The 17997-nt window shown below is 37.5% G+C and carries 17 protein-coding genes, 1 tRNA gene, 1 pseudogene and 1 riboswitch; of the genes and pseudogenes, 8 read left to right on the top strand and 11 right to left on the bottom strand.

The annotated features are described in order from the left end of the window. Window positions 1-105: 105 nt before the first annotated feature. Together hmpA and NSR00_RS09200 are read left to right on the top strand one after the other, a co-directional pair. Window positions 106-1326: an NO-inducible flavohemoprotein gene (gene hmpA, locus NSR00_RS09205; protein WP_340788269.1), complete on the top strand. Its 1221-nt coding sequence runs from the start codon at window positions 106-108 to the stop codon at window positions 1324-1326. A gap of 233 nt (window positions 1327-1559) precedes the next feature. Further along, window positions 1560-2975 carry a SpoVR family protein gene (locus NSR00_RS09200; protein ID WP_340788267.1) on the top strand — a complete coding sequence of 472 codons (1416 nt, stop codon included), beginning with the start codon at window positions 1560-1562 and terminating at the stop codon, window positions 2973-2975. 73 nt (window positions 2976-3048) lie between these two features. Here NSR00_RS09200 and NSR00_RS09195 read toward each other — a convergent pair whose 3' ends face one another. From NSR00_RS09195 to NSR00_RS09185, 3 genes are read right to left on the bottom strand one after another with little or no spacing between them, the layout of a single operon-like run. Continuing rightward, a complete protein-coding gene (locus NSR00_RS09195; protein ID WP_063387265.1) occupies window positions 3049-3738 on the bottom strand; it encodes a TerC family protein in 690 nt (229 codons plus the stop codon). Window positions 3739-3790: 52 nt separating this feature from the next. Then, window positions 3791-4066, bottom strand: coding sequence for a YkvA family protein (locus tag NSR00_RS09190; RefSeq protein WP_340788265.1), 276 nt, complete (start codon window positions 4064-4066; stop codon window positions 3791-3793). Next, window positions 4029-4472: a sporulation protein gene (locus tag NSR00_RS09185; RefSeq protein ID WP_340788263.1), complete on the bottom strand. Its 444-nt coding sequence runs from the start codon at window positions 4470-4472 to the stop codon at window positions 4029-4031. The genes NSR00_RS09190 and NSR00_RS09185 overlap by 38 nt, the downstream gene beginning before the upstream one ends. A gap of 170 nt (window positions 4473-4642) precedes the next feature. On the opposite strand from NSR00_RS09185, the gene NSR00_RS09180 reads away from it, so the two are divergent. The 3 genes from NSR00_RS09180 (at window position 4643) to NSR00_RS09170 (ending at window position 8666) form a co-directional block, all read left to right on the top strand. After that, a complete protein-coding gene (locus NSR00_RS09180; RefSeq protein ID WP_340788261.1) occupies window positions 4643-5893 on the top strand; it encodes an IS4 family transposase in 1251 nt (416 codons plus the stop codon). Between the two features lie 511 nt (window positions 5894-6404). Beyond that, complete coding sequence (ytvI, locus tag NSR00_RS09175) at window positions 6405-7433, top strand: sporulation integral membrane protein YtvI (protein ID WP_063387477.1); 1029 nt, start codon at window positions 6405-6407, stop codon at window positions 7431-7433. A 141-nt stretch (window positions 7434-7574) separates the two neighbouring features. Next, window positions 7575-8666 (top strand): AI-2E family transporter, encoded by a 1092-nt coding sequence (locus NSR00_RS09170; RefSeq protein WP_340788260.1) that lies wholly within the window; start codon window positions 7575-7577, stop codon window positions 8664-8666. Between the two features lie 75 nt (window positions 8667-8741). Here the strand turns inward: NSR00_RS09170 and NSR00_RS09165 are convergent. The 8 genes and pseudogenes from NSR00_RS09165 to NSR00_RS09130 all read right to left on the bottom strand — a co-directional run bounded on the left by NSR00_RS09165 (window position 8742) and on the right by NSR00_RS09130 (window position 16228). After that, window positions 8742-8815, bottom strand: a tRNA-Pro gene (locus NSR00_RS09165). Between the two features lie 60 nt (window positions 8816-8875). Further along, complete coding sequence (gene crcB, locus NSR00_RS09160) at window positions 8876-9238, bottom strand: fluoride efflux transporter CrcB (protein ID WP_063387269.1); 363 nt, start codon at window positions 9236-9238, stop codon at window positions 8876-8878. A gap of 12 nt (window positions 9239-9250) precedes the next feature. Continuing rightward, window positions 9251-9658, bottom strand: coding sequence for a fluoride efflux transporter CrcB (gene crcB, locus NSR00_RS09155; protein WP_339230243.1), 408 nt, complete (start codon window positions 9656-9658; stop codon window positions 9251-9253). Between the two features lie 86 nt (window positions 9659-9744). Continuing rightward, entirely contained in the window at window positions 9745-10035 is a 291-nt protein-coding gene (locus NSR00_RS09150; RefSeq protein ID WP_340788257.1) for a hypothetical protein, read from the bottom strand. A 186-nt stretch (window positions 10036-10221) separates the two neighbouring features. Next, window positions 10222-11265 carry a ribonucleotide-diphosphate reductase subunit beta gene (locus NSR00_RS09145; protein ID WP_063387272.1) on the bottom strand — a complete coding sequence of 348 codons (1044 nt, stop codon included), beginning with the start codon at window positions 11263-11265 and terminating at the stop codon, window positions 10222-10224. Between the two features lie 12 nt (window positions 11266-11277). Continuing rightward, window positions 11278-13542: a ribonucleoside-diphosphate reductase subunit alpha gene (locus NSR00_RS09140; protein WP_340788253.1), complete on the bottom strand. Its 2265-nt coding sequence runs from the start codon at window positions 13540-13542 to the stop codon at window positions 11278-11280. Window positions 13543-13678: 136 nt separating this feature from the next. Next, window positions 13679-13857: riboswitch (cobalamin riboswitch) on the bottom strand. 133 nt (window positions 13858-13990) lie between these two features. Continuing rightward, window positions 13991-14431, bottom strand: a complete 441-nt coding sequence (locus NSR00_RS09135; protein ID WP_340788250.1) for an Hsp20/alpha crystallin family protein — start codon at window positions 14429-14431, stop codon at window positions 13991-13993. A gap of 665 nt (window positions 14432-15096) precedes the next feature. Next, window positions 15097-16228 (bottom strand): annotated as a pseudogene (locus tag NSR00_RS09130) (IS256 family transposase). Window positions 16229-16533: 305 nt separating this feature from the next. Here NSR00_RS09130 and NSR00_RS09125 point away from each other — a divergent pair. From NSR00_RS09125 to NSR00_RS09115, 3 genes are read left to right on the top strand one after another with little or no spacing between them, the layout of a single operon-like run. Next, the gene (locus tag NSR00_RS09125) at window positions 16534-16974 is read left to right on the top strand and encodes a TnpV protein (RefSeq protein ID WP_340788248.1); all 441 of its coding nucleotides are present in this window, start codon (window positions 16534-16536) and stop codon (window positions 16972-16974) included. Further along, the gene (locus NSR00_RS09120) at window positions 16902-17447 is read left to right on the top strand and encodes a hypothetical protein (protein ID WP_340788246.1); all 546 of its coding nucleotides are present in this window, start codon (window positions 16902-16904) and stop codon (window positions 17445-17447) included. The genes NSR00_RS09125 and NSR00_RS09120 overlap by 73 nt, the downstream gene beginning before the upstream one ends. Window positions 17448-17489: 42 nt before the next feature. Next, the gene (locus NSR00_RS09115; RefSeq protein ID WP_340788244.1) at window positions 17490-17942 is read left to right on the top strand and encodes an N-6 DNA methylase; all 453 of its coding nucleotides are present in this window, start codon (window positions 17490-17492) and stop codon (window positions 17940-17942) included. The last annotated feature ends 55 nt before the right edge of the window (window positions 17943-17997 follow it).

The following is a 17997-nucleotide window of genomic DNA, read 5'->3' as shown; positions in this document are numbered from 1 at the left end:
TTTCAAAAGATGTATTTAAAATATTTCTTTTAAGACGAAGATCAACTATTTTAAAGATATATATAAAATACATCTTTTTTTAAAAAAACAAAGGAGTGCAAATTTATGTTATCCGAACGTACTATTGAAATTATAAAGTCCACCGTGCCTGTTTTAGCTAAGCAAGGAACAGAAATCACAAGTCATTTTTATAAACGAACGCTTTCCAATCATCCGGAGTTATTAAATATTTTTAATCATACAAACCAACAGAAAGGAAGACAGCAAACAGCGCTAGCAACCACACTTTATGCTGCTGCCGAGCGCATTGATCAATTGGAGACGATTTTGCCAGCTGTGAAGCAAATTGCTCATAAACACAGAAGCTTAGGGGTTAAAAAAGAACACTATCCAATTGTCGGCGAAAATTTATTAGCAGCTATGAAAGAAGTGTTAGGCGATTTAGCAACAGATGAAATTATTTCTGCGTGGGAAGAAGCTTATAACGAAATTGCAAACGTATTTATCGAATTGGAGCAACGAATGTATGCTGACGCTGAAAATATGGAAGGTGGCTGGAAAGACTTTAAGCCGTTTGTTGTTGTAGATAAAGTAAAAGAAAGCTCTGTTATTACATCGTTTTACCTAAAACCGAAAGATAATGCTGTATTGCCATCATTCCTGCCCGGACAATATGTTACCGTAAAAGTAAAAATAGACGGCCATCAATATTTACTGAATCGTCAATACAGCTTATCAGACGCTCCTGGCAAAGAATATTTTCGAATTTCTGTTAAACGTGAGGCAGAACCGGATCAACCAAAAGGGGTCGTATCGAATTACCTGCACGATGATGTTCAAATTGGCGATGAGCTTAATATTAGCGTGCCTGCTGGCGATTTTACATTGGATGTCACGCAAAACTCGCCGGTTGTTTTCATCAGCGGCGGTGTTGGAGTAACGCCAATTATGAGCATGCTGAATACAATAGCAAAAGAAAATCCTTCTAGACCGGTTCGTTTTGTTCACTCTGCTAAAAATGAAGATGTTCATGCTTTTCGTTTGGAAGTAAAAGAGTTAATGAACAGGTTGCCAAATGGAACATCCTTTATTTGTTATACGGAGCCGTCACGTCAAGAAAGCGCCAATCATACAGGTTATATGACTAAAGACATTCTTAAGCAATTCTTATCTGAAAATGCAGATTATTTTATTTGCGGCCCTGTGCCATTTATGAAAGCAGTCATTAATGATTTAAAGGAGCTGGGGGTTGCTTCCGAAAATATTCATTACGAATTTTTTGGCCCAGCTTTACAAATTGCGCAGCCTGAAGGTTCGACCATTTAATGTAGTTTTTCCAAAAAAGTTTTTAATATTTGGTGCCGTGAGAAGGCACCATTTTTTTATAAGATTGTGTATTTTTGAACAGGAATGTCTCCCTTTTTAGCTTTTCGTTTGGTGACAGGCAGTTCAAGATGTGAAATGGAAATAGTGCAATCTGACACAACGTTCAAAATGTTTTTCATCATCTCCCGTTTGTTTTCATAAATTGTTGTAAGGAAAAAGAAGGGGGATGAACAATGAACAAGGAGGATCATAAAGTTCTTCAATATGCAATTGAAGAAATAACAGAAATCGCAAAGGGGTTTGGTCTTGATTTTTATCCGATGAGATATGAAATTTGTCCAGCTGATATTATTTATACATTTGGTGCATATGGAATGCCGACTCGTTTCTCCCATTGGAGCTTTGGAAAGCAATTTTATAAAATGAAGCTCCATTATGATTTAGGTCTTAGTAAAATTTATGAACTGGTGATTAACTCAAATCCTTGTTATGCCTTTTTGCTTGATACTAATTCTCTTATTCAAAATAAACTAATTGTTGCACATGTCCTCGCGCATTGTGATTTTTTTAAAAACAATATTCGCTTTAGTAATACGAAACGGGATATGGTCGAAAGCATGGCGGCAACAGCGGAAAGAATCAAGAAATATGAACTTTTATATGGAAAAAGAGAAGTGGAAAAATTTTTAGACGCGGTTTTATCCATCCAAGAACATATTGATCCGTCTTTAGTTCGGACAAAACTTTCTTGGAGCTTGGATGATGTTGATGAGGAAGAAGAGCATAAGGCATACAAAACACCGTATGATGATCTCTGGTCTTTAGGAGAAAAAAAAGAAAAAAGTGAACAGACAATCAAGAAAAAGAAAAAATTCCCTCCCAAACCGGAGAAAGACGTGCTTTTGTTTATCGAAGAGTATAGCCGGGAGCTTGAAGACTGGCAGCGTGATATTTTAACAATGATGCGAGAGGAAATGCTATACTTTTGGCCTCAGCTTGAAACAAAAATAATGAATGAAGGCTGGGCGACGTATTGGCACCAGCGGATCATGAGAGAGCTGGATTTGACCTCTGATGAAGCAATTGAATATGCTAAATTAAATGCGGGTGTCGTACAGCCGTCAAGAACGAGCATTAACCCTTATTATTTAGGTTTAAAAATATTTGAGGATATCGAAGAAAGGTATAACAATCCGACCGAGGAAATGAAAAAGCGGGGAATTCAACCCGGTTCGGGCAGGGAAAAGCTGTTTGAGGTGCGGGAAATTGAATCGGATATTTCATTTCTTCGCAACTATTTAACAAAAGATCTTGTTATGCGGGAAGACATGTACTTATTTCAAAAACAAGGCAAAGACTATAAAATTGTTGATAAAGATTGGGAAAAAGTGCGGGATCAGCTCGTAAGCATGCGGGTGAATGGCGGTTTTCCGTACATTACGGTAATGGATGGGGATTATATGAAAAACGGCGAACTATATTTAAAACATTGGTATGAAGGGATTGAACTTGATATTAAGTACCTTGAAAAGGTGCTTCCATACATTTATCAGCTTTGGGGGAGAGGTGTCCATTTAGAAACGATTATTGAGGATAAACCTGTTTTATTTAATTTTGACGGCCGGAATGTCCACCGAAAATATTTGTAATGATGGGGCAAGATTGTCTTGCCCCACGGAATTTGTTTTTAGGCTTTAGGAAAAACGGTGTCAGCATCATTTTTTAAGATGCTTCTTCTTTTGCTTCCACAGGGGAAGCTTTTTTCTTTTTTAAATATCCGGCAAAAATAACGCCTGCAACAAGAATAATCGTTAATCCCCATTTTAGAAGCGGGTTTTCTTCAAAGAAGCCTTTTAGAAATTTTTCATCTACGATCATTTTGGCTGCTGTAAAGGCAATAACGGCAGCCCCAATTGTCACGATAACTGGGAACCGTTCAATCCATTTGATGATGAGCGTGCTGCCCCACACAACGATTGGAATGGAAATTAACAATCCGATTATGACTAAAAGGAACGATCCGTGCGCGGCACCGGCAACCGCTAAAACATTATCAAGCCCCATTAAAGCGTCTGCTACAATGATCGTTTTCATAGCGGACCAAAAGCTATTCCCGGTATCGACGTTATGCTCTTTTTTATCGATGAGAAGTTTATAGGCAATCCAAAGGAGAAGAACTCCGCCGACTAATAGCAGTCCAGGGATTTTTAAAAGCCAAACAACCGCAAGCGTCGCAATTGCCCGAATAAAAATCGCTCCAAAAGTCCCCCATATAATGACCTTTTTTTGTTGATGCTTCGGCACATTTCTAGCTGCTAAACCGATTAGAATGGCATTATCACCAGCTAAAACAAGGTCAATGATAACAATCGAAAGTAATGCTGAAAAAAACTCAGGTGAGAATAGTTCCAATATTTATCACTCCTCAAATATTTTATACTCATTTCGATGTTTTTATCCTTTGTTATGCAAGACAATATTTTTCCTGTAACTCCTTCGGAGCCATTTTGATCATTTGCTGTATGATAAAAGTAAATATAACGACATCATCCACAATTCCAATTAAGGACAGGAAATCTGGGATTGCATCGAACGGCAACAGGAAATATCCAATTATGAAAGCGATCGAGAATAGCTTTTTTTTCCTATTCACCTCCTTCGATAAGAAAAATTCAAATATAAAAGGGAAAAATGAACGAAAGTTATAAATGAACCGAATACTTTTCCATATTTTTCTCATCGTTTTCCCCTCCACTAGGTTTATTTTTTAAAATTTGTATTGTGTCATGATCCAGACTATCGATTCCTTCTTCAAACACTAGTGTTGTTTTAAAACGGTATGTTAAACTGTCTGTTGTTGCGGGAAGATTTGGTAAAACAAATTCAAAAGGAATTTTTGCGCAATCAGCTGGATCGATTATGTCAGGAGCGAATAACGTAATGGAGGCGATTGATTGCTGATCAGCCTGATTGTTTATTTTCATAAGATCACATTGCAGCTGCTTAATCTTTTGAGGTATAGTGCCTCCTTTAATGTAGAGCGTGCCTGTTACTTTTTCTCCTGGCGAATACGTTTCTTTATCCAGTACGAGATCGACTGTTGCAGAGCCTATTCCGATTTTGGACATATATTTTCTAAGCAGCAACTCAAATCAACCTCCCAAAAATTGTTTTAAGATCAGTAGCATTGCATTAAGTTAATTTTAATTTGTCAAGCCCAATTTTATGTTAAATTTCATCTTTTTGGATATAAAAAAACTCCTTATAATTAGGATTGGCAGTCCTATCCAAATCCTAAGAATAAGGAGAAACCATTATGGATAAGAATACCACAGAATCCACAATAAATGAACTATTTAAAGAGATCGATCCAATAACTTTTTCAAAACTAATTAATGTGATTGACGTTGACAAATACATTAAAAAATTAACGGTGTATAAGTTTTTACAACTTTGTATCATCGCTCAGATAAATGAATTGGAAAGCTTAACAAAATTGGCCAAACATTTGAAAGACAAGGAAGAGTTGCAGACATATCTGGAATTTGATGCAATTAGTACTTCGCAACTTTCTCGCAAATTAGGCCAATTATCCCCTCAACTGTTTGAAAAAGTATTTAAATATCTGGTCTTAAAGATCCAAGGGCAAATGAAAAATGCCCCGATCATCCGAAACATTGGTCGTCTTCTGGTCATTGATTCTACCACGATGAGCATGAGTTTGAGCCAATATCCATGGGCAACTTTTCGTAAGACAAAGGCTGGTGTTCGACTCCATTTAAAGGTTGTTGTAACGAAGGATATCACTGTTCCGAATCAAGGGATTATCTTACCCGCGAAACATGCCGATCGCACACAGATGGACGAACTCATTGAAATCGATCCAAATGCGATTTACTTGTTTGATCGAGGGTATGTCGATTACAAACAGTTCGACCGCTTATGCCGAGAAGGGGTGCGATTCATTACCCGGCTTAAAAAGAACGCAGAGATTGAAGTTTTATCGGAACGGATTCCCAATCCAGAACGTTTGATTTATAGGGATCAGATTGTCATTTTAGGAAATGACCGTAATCATACCAAAATGACTCATCCTCTCCGATTGATCGAAACGGTCGACAGCGAAGGGAATCCCGTGATCATCATAACCAATTGCTTTGATCTTTCTGCGGAAGAGATTGCAGATTTATACCGATATCGCTGGAAGATAGAGACCTTCTTTAAATGGATGAAACAGCACCTTAAGATAAAAAGATTTTATGGAAAAAGTCAAAATGCCGTTTACAATCAAATTTGGATCGCCCTAATCACCTATTGCTTACAGGCCATGCTCCAATTAAAAGTGAATCACGATGGTCCTTTATTAGAGATCAAGCGAACTTTACAGAATCTGCTTTTTAAAGGTTTTGACTGTTTTGTTCGCTCCCTTTTTAAAAAGCCAATTCGAACGTCCAACGGTCGGAAAAAATACCATTGGGAAAAAGATTTTGAAACCATCGTGTACCAATTTGAAGAAGGGGAGGTGGAACACCTAGACGATTTAGTTTATGATCCAATGTTTCTGTAATATATTACCAAATTGTGGAAATGGACTGCCGATTAAGACGTCATTGTCCTTTTAAGCTTGCTTAGAAAGATTGTATGTCTGAATATTCAGTTACATGAAATAACTGGAATTTTTATTGAGCTTGACAAACATTAAATTTTTTTATGCAACGCTACTGTTTTAAGATGCAAAAAGACCTTTGCCATTTTTATGGCAAAGGTCTCGCTAACAACATTCCAGTTGTTCAATAAAGCCGGTGGATAGCTCCACGAAATGACGACTTTATTGTTAAGCTACTCCCCTTTGGGAATTTTTATTCTTATTCCGTTTTTCTAATTTGATTATATTGGTCAATTTGCATTTTGTCTAGTATTTTTTTACTGAAGTAAATGTGTTTTGCAAAATGTCGGAACAAATAACAATTTTTAAAAATAATAAGGAATTTCAATAGTTCAAATGGAAAATCCGCGATATAATAAGGATAACATGATGATTTTGAGTATAGAATAGATAGGAGAATGATGTATTGAAAATGAAAAAGTATCTTCCGCTTATCATCATTGGTATTGCCATTCTTATACTAATCCCGTTTAGCATCCCGATATTGCTTGCGCTGCTTACAGCTCTTGTACTTGAAAAGCCTATCAGCATTCTCCAAAATCGATTTAAAATAAAAAGACCTTATGCAGTTTTGCTCATTTTTGTTGTTTTTTTACTCTTATTATGTATTCTAGGCTTTGGTTTGATAAACTTTATATATACAAACTTTGTGAGTTTTATAGAAAATATCCCTTTATATGTTAGAAAATTCAATCATGATTTTATTAATCCTCTTCTTGATACGTGGGAAAATTATTCCGCTTCCCTTCCAGAAGGTGTCATGACGTCTATTGAAATTTCCATTAATAATTCTGTCAATGCAGTTGACGGACTTGTGAAGCAATTGATGGAATCGCTCATATTATTTGTTTCCGGCATTCCTGGCTTTTTCATTGAAGCGCTGATTTATTTGATTGCTCTTTATTTAATCAGTTTAGATCTGCCGAAAATATGGGCTTCGCTCGAGACCATGCTGACAGAAAAAACGAGAAATAAAATAAAATATGTTGTGAATGATCTTTACAAAGCAGGCTTCGGCTTTATTAAAGCGCAAGTTATCTTAAGTTTGCTGACATTTATACTAGCTTATATTGGGTTGGTGCTGCTTCGTGTAGATTATAGCTTGATTTTGGCAATCATTATCGTGGTTGTTGACATCCTTCCAATATTGGGAACAGGATCGGTACTGGTTCCTTGGGCTATTTATGCATTTAGCCAGGGGCAAACCAATCTCGGAATAGGATTAGTTGTCTTATTTCTTGTGATCACTGTCGTCAGACGTGCTGTTGAACCGAAAATTATGTCGACCAACATGGGAATAAGCCCTCTTGCCGCCTTGATCAGCATGTTCATTGGACTAAAGATGCTCGGTATATTAGGTTTATTTTTAGGTCCTGTTGTTGTGATTTTGTTTGAAACATTGCGAAGAGCAAACATTATAAAGCTTAACATAAAAATTTAAAAAGGTTTTCCTTAAATTTGAGCGGAAAATTTGGATTAGAAGCAATAGGAGGATTGAAAAAAATTGCTTAGAATATGTAAATACATGATATTCTAAATATTGGAACGAATGTTGCAAAATTGGATGCGGGAGGCAAGCATTTTGTTTAAATCAAAACTTCATTTTTGGACGTTAGAAATACTTTTGATCATTTTGATCTTATATTTCAGCACAAAAATATCTTTTCTTTTTGAGCCCATTGTGATCTTTATAACTACTTTGTTTTTTCCTATAATTATTTCTGGTTTTCTTTACTTTTTGTTTGCTCCGATTATTGGCTTACTTGAAAAGCGAAAAATTCCAAGAGTGCTGGCCATTTTGATTTTGTATATCGTGTTTATCGGCGGAATTTCGATCGCCATCGGATTGGTAGGTCCTACGATTGTTAAGCAGTTTAATGATTTAATTCGAAACATTCCTTTTTATATAACAAAAACGAGAGAAATCATTGAAAACCTCTATCAAACAAGCTGGTTCCAATGGGTATTGACGCAAGATTATTTTTCCATTGAAAAAATTGAGAGCACCATTACGCAATATGCATCGAGAATTACAAATAATATTACGAATGGCGTTCAGTCCGTTTTCAGCGTTATCACAAACATAACACTCATTATTGTCACGGTGCCGTTCATTTTATTTTATATGATCAAGGACGGACATAAGCTGCCGCACCAGGTCGTAAAGTTTTTTCCGAGCGATTTCCGCGATGAAGTTATGATTATCTTAAAGGAAACAGGCGAAACCTTATCTACCTATATTCAAGGACAAATGCTTGTTTCCATGTTTGTCGGGCTCTTTACGTTTATAGGATACTTAATTATTGATCTGCCATATGCTTTGCTGCTTGGAATAACTGTGGCAATCACCAATATTATTCCGTATGTAGGTCCGTTTATTGGAGCTGCTCCAGCCGTTATTGTCGGCTTGCTTGATTCGCCTTTTAAAGCACTTCTTGCGATTATTGTCGTGACAATTGTTCAGCAAATTGATGGGAATGTGATTTCTCCGTTTATTATCGGCAAGAGGCTTGATACACATCCGTTGACCATTATTATTTTGTTGCTTGTTGCAGGAAATATCGCGGGAATTTTGGGGATGATTTTGGCTGTTCCAACATATGCTGTAACCAAAACGGTTGTGATTAACTTATATAAATTAATTAAACTGAGGAAAGGGATTAAAAAGACGTAATTCAAAATATAAGCCGCTTGAAAAAGCTCAAGCGGCGTTTTTGGTTTTAAATGATGATTTAGGAGATTTACAGAGTCGGGATGACAGGATTCGAACCTGCGACCCCCAGCACCCCATGCTGGTGCTCTACCAAGCTGAGCTACATCCCGCTGGACAATCTGTATTATAAAGAAAAAATCAAACCATGACAATATGATTCAAATAAGTTTTTAAAATATAGCGCCTAGTTGGAAGCCGAGAAAGGCAAACAAAAGACCGAACGCATAGCTTGAAAGAAAATAGCAAATGGACACTGTTTTTTGTTTTTCTGTTAACAGCTGTTTATTTTCAAGCTGAAACGTAGAAAAGGTGGTAAAGGCTCCTAAACATCCCGTTCCAAATAACAGTAGATATGCTTCTGAAATATTCATGCCGATCAAAAGGCCGAGCAGGAAAGATCCGCTGACATTGATAATAAATGTCGCGACAGGGAACTTCATATTGCTTTTCTTTTTAATCCAATTGGTGACGATCAAGCGGGCATTAGCTCCTAAAAAACCTCCGATTCCTACAACGATAAAGTTGAAAAGCATTACTCTTCACTCCTATTCATGATCGGCCGTTCGTGCGATGTGCTGGGAAAGCATTTTTCGGCCAAGATGATAACCAGACGAAACAAATAAATAACCGCCTATTAAGCTTGACAATGTATACATAATGGCTGTTTCCCATTTATCGGCAATCATCAATTGAATGTTCTCAAAACTAAAAGTTGAAAATGTAGTGAATGACCCGATTAAGCCAGTACCGATCGCTGCGGCAAAATGGGGAGGAAATCCTTTTATTTTAAATACATATTCAGTCAACCATCCTAAAAGAAAACTTCCAGCCAAATTGGCTAAAAGTGTCGCTGCTGGGAAAGATCCTGTCCAAAAGCTGGAAGTCCATAGGCCGACACTGTATCGAAGGCAGGCACCTGCTATCCCGCCCAAACCGACTAATAAATAAATCATTATATTCACCTCGCAATGGTGGAAAACAACATAGCTCTTTTTAGCCAATATGATTTTCTTAATCTTCGTGAAAACTATATTTCTTTTTAGGGCATCGCCTTTGTAATTGCTTCTATAATGAACGCAATACAAGCTAAAAAGATGGTCAGTAAAGTTGAATATAACAATATGTTTCTGATGACGACAGCAGCTTTGTCGCATCTGCTGAAAGTTTGAAAAGCAAAATATACAAAGATGGCTAATAGAATCGAGGCAAACCAACTTATAAAGCCTGTTTTTGTAGCTAGTTTTTGCCAATCAAACATCCAAAAATATAGAATAGCGAAATGAATTGTTACTAACAAAATTGACATTATGATCAAGGTTGATTTTAACATAGATCCCCTCCGCACATATTATACCATGGCATGGAAAAATGGGATGCTTAGGTTCCCAAAAAGATAAGCTCTTTTAAAAGAAAGTAGTTGCTTATCGAAAAATTCATTCATAGCATTCCTTTTGGTTTGGCAGCAGATAAAAAAACGGGCAGTCTCTGCTGCCCGTTATCATGAGAACGTAAATTTTTACAGCTCATCAAAGCCGTTATCAATTGTGTTGACTTTTGTATATTGTCTCGATTTTTGTTCAAAGAAGTCTGATTTTCCTAAGTCCACTTCTTCGTAAGCACGTATCCATTTCAAAGGATTTGTCCGATAGCCTTCAAAAGGACGTTCGAATCCCAGCTGATTGGCACGGAAATTCGCATAAAATTTAATATAGCTCTCCACATCTTTTAAATGCAGGCCTTCAATGTCATTGCCGATAATTACACCGGCCCATTCGATTTCCAGCTCGGCTGCTTTCATAAATGTTTTCGAAACGAATTGTTTCAGTTCATCTGTATCATATTCAGGATATTGCTTCAGCACCGCTTTGAAAATTTTTTCAAACAAACCTACGTGTATTTGTTCATCACGGTTAATGTAGTTAATCATCGTGCTAGTGGCTACCATCTTTTGGTTTCTGGCTAAATTATAAAAGAATGCGAAACCGGAATAGAAAAATAAACCTTCCAGTATGACATCAAAGACGATCGATTTCAACAAATTCTCCACATTCGGATTTTCTGCAAATGCTTTATACCCGTTGGTGACAAATTCATTTCGCTTCCTTAAAACCGGTTCGTTCCGCCAATATTCAAATACTTCATCCTGTACGTTTTTAGGCACGATGCTTGAAAGAATATACGAATATGAATGGTTATGAATCACTTCCTGCTGAGCGAGCAAGATCATTAAGGCGTTTATGCTCGAGTCTGTAATATAATCAGCAACTTTTCCGGCATAATCGGTTTGAATGCTGTCTAATAAAGCTAAGAGGCCGATAATTTTTAAAAATGCGTCCTGTTCTCTTTCTGAAAGCTCAGGAAATTGCTTCACATCTTGAGCCATATTAATTTCAAAAGGTGTCCAAAAGTTTGCGAGCATCCGTTTATATTTTGGATATGCCCATGGGTAGGCGACATCATCCCAATTGAGCACGTTGGAACATTTTCCGTTCACTATTGCTGTTGAACGGTTTGGTGCATCAGGATCCATAATAACTCGTTTCGTTAATGTTTGCTCCATATTAATTCCTCCTTAACTTGCACATGATTCACATTCATAAATGTCGCTTGATGTCGAACGGACATAATACGTTGTTTTTAATCCGGATTTCCAAGCTGTCAAATGAAGCTCCAGCAATTCTTTCGCTTTAATCGTGTTTAGGACGTAAAAGTTGAAGGAAATGGACTGGTCAATATGTTTCTGGCGCACCGCATTTTGTTTAATGCTCCATGTTTGGTCGATCAAATAAGCGGATTTATAATACCAAGTCGTTTTCGCATTTAAGTCGGGTACTGTAACTGGAATTTTGTAGTCTTTCTTTTCCTCTGAATAAACTTTTTGGAAAATTGGATCGATGCTTGCTGTGCTTCCGGCTATAATGGAGGTCGATGCGTTCGGTGCGACCGCCATTAAATAGCTGTTGCGAATCCCAAAAGTCTGCACTTTTTCCTTTAATTCCTGCCATTTTTTTGACGTATAACCGCGGATTTCAAAATATCGCCCTGTATCCCACTCCGAGCCTTTAAAGAGAGGGTATGCGCCTTTTTCTTTTGCGAGCTCCATACTCGACTGAATGGTTAAATACGCAATTTTTTCATATAATTGGTCGACAAATTGGACTGCCTCGTCGCTTTCCCATGTAATTTCCTTTAGTGCAAATAAATGATGCATGCCAAACGTTCCAAGACCGATTGCACGGTATTTTTCATTTGTAAGCTTCGCCTGTAATACCGGAATGTTATTTAAATCGATAACGTTGTCCAGCATCCGCACTTGAATAGGGATTAAACGTTCCAGAACGTTGTCTGGGACAGCCCGTGCCAAGTTGATGGAAGAAAGGTTGCAGACGACGAAATCGCCGGGCTTTTTCACAATGACAATTTTTCCATCTTCAACATATTGTTCTTCAACAGTAGTAGCACTTTGATTTTGCGCAATTTCTGTGCATAAATTGCTGCAATAAATCATGCCGGCATGCTTGTTTGCGTTTTTTCGATTCACTTCATCCCGATAAAACATAAAAGGCGTTCCCGTTTCAAGCTGGCTGATCATAATCCGTTTCATTATTTCAATCGCAGGCACTTTTTCTTTAGATAAGGAAGGATGATTCACGCACTCAAAATATTTTTCCCGAAAGCTGCCGTTACCTTTTTCTTCATCATAATAATCTTCCAGACTGAATCCCATGACTTTGCGAACTTCGTGGGGATCGAACAAATACCAGTCCCCGCGCTTTTCAACTTGCTCCATAAATAGGTCAGGAATGCATACACCTGTAAATAAATCATGGGTGCGCAGCCGTTCATCTCCGTTATTTAATTTTGCATCTAGGAAGGCGAAAATATCTTTATGCCAAACATCCAAATAAACGGCAATTGCTCCTTTTCTTTGGCCGAGCTGGTCGACGCTCACTGCCGTATTATTTAATTGCTTCATCCAAGGAATGACACCTGATGAAACTCCTTTGAACCCCCGGATATCGCTTCCGCGGCTTCTGATTTTCCCTAAATAAACTCCAATGCCTCCGCCGCTTTTAGAAACATTGGCAATATCAGTGTTCGAATCATAAATGCCTTGAAGGCTGTCGTCTACCGTATCAATAAAGCAGCTTGAAAGCTGACCGACTGATTTTCCTGCATTAGCCAATGTCGGTGTTGCAACCGTCATATATAAATGGCTCAATGCCCAATACGCTTCCTTTACAAGATGCAAACGTTTGGACGGATGCTCGTTGATCATTAACGTCATAGCGATGATCATAAAACGTTCCTGTGGAAGCTCAAATGTTCGTTTATGAAAATCTTTAGCTAAATACCGGTCGTAAAGAGTCCTTAATCCGATGTATGTAAACAGCTTGTCCTTCTCAGGATCAATGGCATTTCCCAGCTCCATAATTTCCTCTTTTGAATAATGCTCTAGCAAAAGAGGGCTGTAGATTCCAAGATCGGTTAATGTTTCGATTAACAAATAAAAATCGCCGTAGCCCGGTTGGTTGTAATTTCTGTTTTGGCTCGCTTCATAGTAAATTTTTTCAAGAAATACGTGTGCAGCTAAAAAAGTCCAATCCGGCTCACTTTCCGAAATGTTTGCTAAAGCTTCAATAATCAGCAGGTTTGTAAATTTTTCAAGATCATCAATCTGCTGGTATTGTAGGGTTGTCGACACTCTCTCGCTGTATTCATGAAAGGAAAGGGTTGGAAACTTTTTTTCAAGCTGCCTTAGATAAAGCTCCCAATCGCTCCTGTTAAAATGATTTTGAAAAACCTCGCATAGATTTAATGCTTTCGTAATATTCATCAAACATCCTCCTTATCAAAATAAAAAACCGCTCAGGAAGCTGAGCGGATCAAACGATGATTAAAAGGGAGGCAGTTTACAAGGCGAAACTACTCCATTCAAACCATCGTTTCATCTTCCCAACCCCCGAAGAATTAGAAACGTTCAGACAAAGGCAGGTCTCCTGACTCGTGCTTCATCCTACTTTGAATCCTTCCCATACGAAACGTACAGTGGATTATTCATTTCGTAGCACTCACAGTTGCGGGGACAGTTCCGGATTCTCACCGGATTCCCTTTTAAGCTGAAAACAGCACCTTTGTCGTTAGGTTTTCAATATATAGTATTTAATTGTTCTTGATTACACAATATATAGATTTTTGATGTTATATATTCATCATAATCGTACTTGGCGAAAATTGCAATAAAAAAGTGAGGCTGATTGAAATTTTGCAACCTCACGAAACAATTAATGAAACTGAATATCAATTTTCTTTTTGCTGTTTTCGATTTGTTTTGGAATACGGATTTCCAAAACGCCATTTTTATATGTCGCGCTCACTTCTTCTTCTTTTACATTTGCCGGCAATGCAACAGCGCGGTGAAACCGCCCTACAAACCGTTCGCGTCTATGCATTTCTTCTTCCTTTACTTCTTTGCTTCTTTGAATTGTGCCGCTGATCGTAAGAACGTTGCGATCAAGATGAATGTCAACGTCTTCCTTTTTTTCAAGGCCGGGCAAATCACATGTAACAATTACTTCATTAGCTGTTTCATGAATATCAAGCCGGGGGGTATTCATAGTCTCAAAGTTTTCAAAAAAATGCGGAAAGCTTTCAGAAAAAATGCGGTTCATATTTCGTCTAAATTGATTAATCTCAGAAAAAGGATCGTAGGGAATGAGAGCCATATGATTGTTCCTCCTTTAATTTATTTACAGAAAATATTATTTGTGTTGAGAAGAGAAATATACATATAGCAAAGTTTAAATTACTGTTTTTAATCATAAAAATATAAATAAGTCCGCTGCATCCAAATCGTTTCTTGTTTGTTGCTTTTAAAAGCACAACCTAGCAAAACTTGGTGAACGAATGGACAGCATATTGTTGTTATTAGACAAGAGTTTACATACGAAGAAAATTAAGTAAGCTGCTAATTGCAGCCATGCTGGGAATTAACAGATCTAGCTGGATAAATTTACAATGATTGAAAACTGCTGTTGGACAACTTTATAAATTTAAAAATTATTCTTTGTTGCATATGTTACTGATAGTGGTAAAAAACTTAAAACAAAAATAATTAGAGTAGATGATAATTATTTAGTTGTATTTGTGAAAAATATTCCGGAAGGATTCATTGTATTATCTACAACAATTTTTCCAAAATACATTCACCCAGAAATTGAAGTAAGTAATGATGGTACTGTCAAGAATTTTGTGTAATGTAAGATAGATAGGGCATCTCTGAAATGGATTTAGAATAGAGAGGGCCTGTTTCTTCCACACAGGAGACTGAATATTCAGTCTCCTGTGTGGAAAGGGAGATCCCATCATCTTATCGATTTACATTATTTGGTTAATCATAACGTTCTTCAAACATTCGCTGGAGGGCTTCATGAGTTTCGGAAAATCCTCGCAACTTTCGCCCTGCCCATTTCTCATTAAAGTCTTGGATGGTCAAATACATGACTTTTTCCGCGGCTTCTAAACTGCTCAAACTGTTCATCGGCTTTAGACGTTTCCGAATCTCCTTGATCGTTCGTTCGATGGCATTGGTCGGATACTGCTTGGATCATTCATAAAGGTAAGAAGGACATCCAACTCATTTCCCCACGATTGCACTCTCGGATACTTGCTCGACCATTTTGACTCAAACTGGTGAAACATCTCCAGTGCAATTTTTTTATTCGGAGATCGATAAATGAGTTTCAAATCTTCCGCCATTTCGAATTGGTCTTTTTTCCGTACACGACTGAGTGTGTTACGGACTTTGTGAACGACACAACGCTGCACATCGGCTTTCGGATAAATAGCTTTAAAGGCTTCTTCCAGCCCCGTTAGTTCATCGAATACGCCCAGAAGCACTTCCTTTACGCCTCTGTTATATAGTTGTTGGAGAATCTCCTGCCATCCATAGGCGCTTTCCTTTCCTCCTACGAAAAAATCAAGAATTTCCCGATATCCTTCTTCGTTTACACCTAACAACACATACATGACCTCTTTTTCTACCGTATCTCGACGAAGTTTTACGTACAACCCATCCAAATATAAGACGGAATAACGCTTATGTAGAGGACGAGTGTGCCATTTCTCGATGTATTCCTTCACGACATCGGTCATACGACTGATCGTTGCAGGAGAATAAGCATTCCAAAAATTCGTTCAATAAACTTGCCAATCTCCCGCGCACTCATGCCACTTTGATACATCTTGATGACAGCTTCTCCGAGCCAGCCGGTATGACGTTGGTAAGGGGGAAACAGCTGCGTTTGAAATTCCCCGTTTCAGTCTCTTGGGACCAAAAGACCTTCAATCCGGCCATATTGCGTATCTAGATTTCGTTGATAGTAACCGTTTCTCATATTCGACGTTCCAGCCTGTTCCATTTCGAGGAAATGTTTTATTTCTTCACGCATGATGAGTTCTAATTGGCGAATCGCACTTTCCAGTTGATTGATCCAGTCTACATTCGATATACTTTTAGACATAGGTAGGGTTCTCCTTTCTCTGGAATGTGTTTTTGTCCAAATCAGAGATACCCTACCTTTTTTCTTTTGGTCTAGCAAAATACTTTACACAAAATTTTATACATCATCTATTAGTTGCTGAAACCATGAGTAATTACACCAACATTTCAACTAAGATTCAAGAATTTGAAAAACAGTCCCTAGAAAGAACAAATAAAAACTTGCGGGAAAATGTTGCCGCAAGTTATAATACAAGCACAGAAAAAGAACGGCTTAGAAGCGAAAATGAAGCCTCTAAAAGGCATATTAAAGGGGTAATGAAGAAAATGAAAAAAGTGACTCTGGGAGAAAAGGAATATTACGTGGAGAACGGGATATACACTCCAGTAGCGAAGGAATCGAGTTTCGAGAAAGAGGGCGGGACTTATCGCTTAGAGGGAGAGGGGGAATATCTAATTCCCAACTTGGAGTTAACAATGAACGAAAAGCCGATAGGAAAGTATGGCAGCCTAAGGAGAAAACATCTGATGGAAAACAACATGATACTCTACGAGAGTCTATCGATTCAAGGTCAGCTTCATCAACATCTAGTCGACATCAACGAGCAAGCGAACAAGCGAATGGAAATAATGACGAAAAAGTTGATGGAACAATACGGAGTGACAGAGGAACTCAAAGCCGAAGATCAGATGAAATGGATCCAAGAAGTGAACAATATCCGGGCGATGGCAGAAGAAGTCATCTTACGGGAAATGATTTACGTATAGATGAAAAAGAAGAAGAACAATTGAGTTTATTCCCAGTAGCAGTGGAGGAAAATCCCACTGCTTTTTCTATTACGGAAAAAGAAATCAATAAAACAGCAGTGGAACAAAATGCCACTGCTGTTTCTATTTCTAAAAATTTTCACATTACCAATAATGAATTAGGTGCTGCAGGTCCTAAAACCAAATTTAATTGGAATATAGAAGCTATTAAGACTTTGAAGAAGATAGAAGCAGAAAATAGATTAGCCACTCCTGAAGAACAAGAAGTATTATCGCGTTATGTTGGATGGGGAGGGCTATCTTCGGCTTTTGATAAAGATAATGAAGCATGGGCAAATGAATATATTGAATTAAAGGAATTGTTAACTGATGCAGAATATGCAAGTGCTAGAGAATCTACTTTAAACTCGCATTATACTTCTCCGGTTATTATTAAAGCTATGTATCAGGCTCTTGAAAATATGGGATTTTAAAAAGGAAATATTTTGGAATTTTCTTGCGGGATTGGAAATTTCATGGGCCTTTTACCGGAAACTTTATCAGACAGTGTTTTTTATGGTGTTGAATTAGATGATTTATCCGGTCGGATCGCTAAACAGTTATATCAAAAAGCTAATATTACTATTGACGGATTTGAAAATACTGATTTTCCTGATTACTTCTTTGATGTTGCCATAGGTAATGTACCTTTTGGTCAATATCAAGTAGCTGATTCTCGTTATGATAAATATGGTTTTCTTATTCATGATGATTTCTTTGCCAAAACATTAGATAAAGTACGTCTTGGTGGTATTATTGCTCTCATTACCTCGAAAGGTACAATGGATAAAGAGAATGAAGAAGTACGCAAATATATTGCACAAAGAGCTGATTTAATAGGTGCAATTCGACTTCCTAATAACGCATTTAAGAACGCAGGAACAGAAGTTACCGCAGATATTATTTTCTTACAAAAAAGAAATCACTGAATAATGCTGATATCCAGCATAAATATCTTGGGGTATAAAAAAATCAACACATACT

This window comes from Aeribacillus sp. FSL K6-8394 (genome assembly GCF_038008865.1).
GTDB lineage: Bacteria > Bacillota > Bacilli > Bacillales > Aeribacillaceae > Aeribacillus > Aeribacillus composti.
This window is presented reverse-complemented; position numbering and strand designations above follow the sequence as displayed.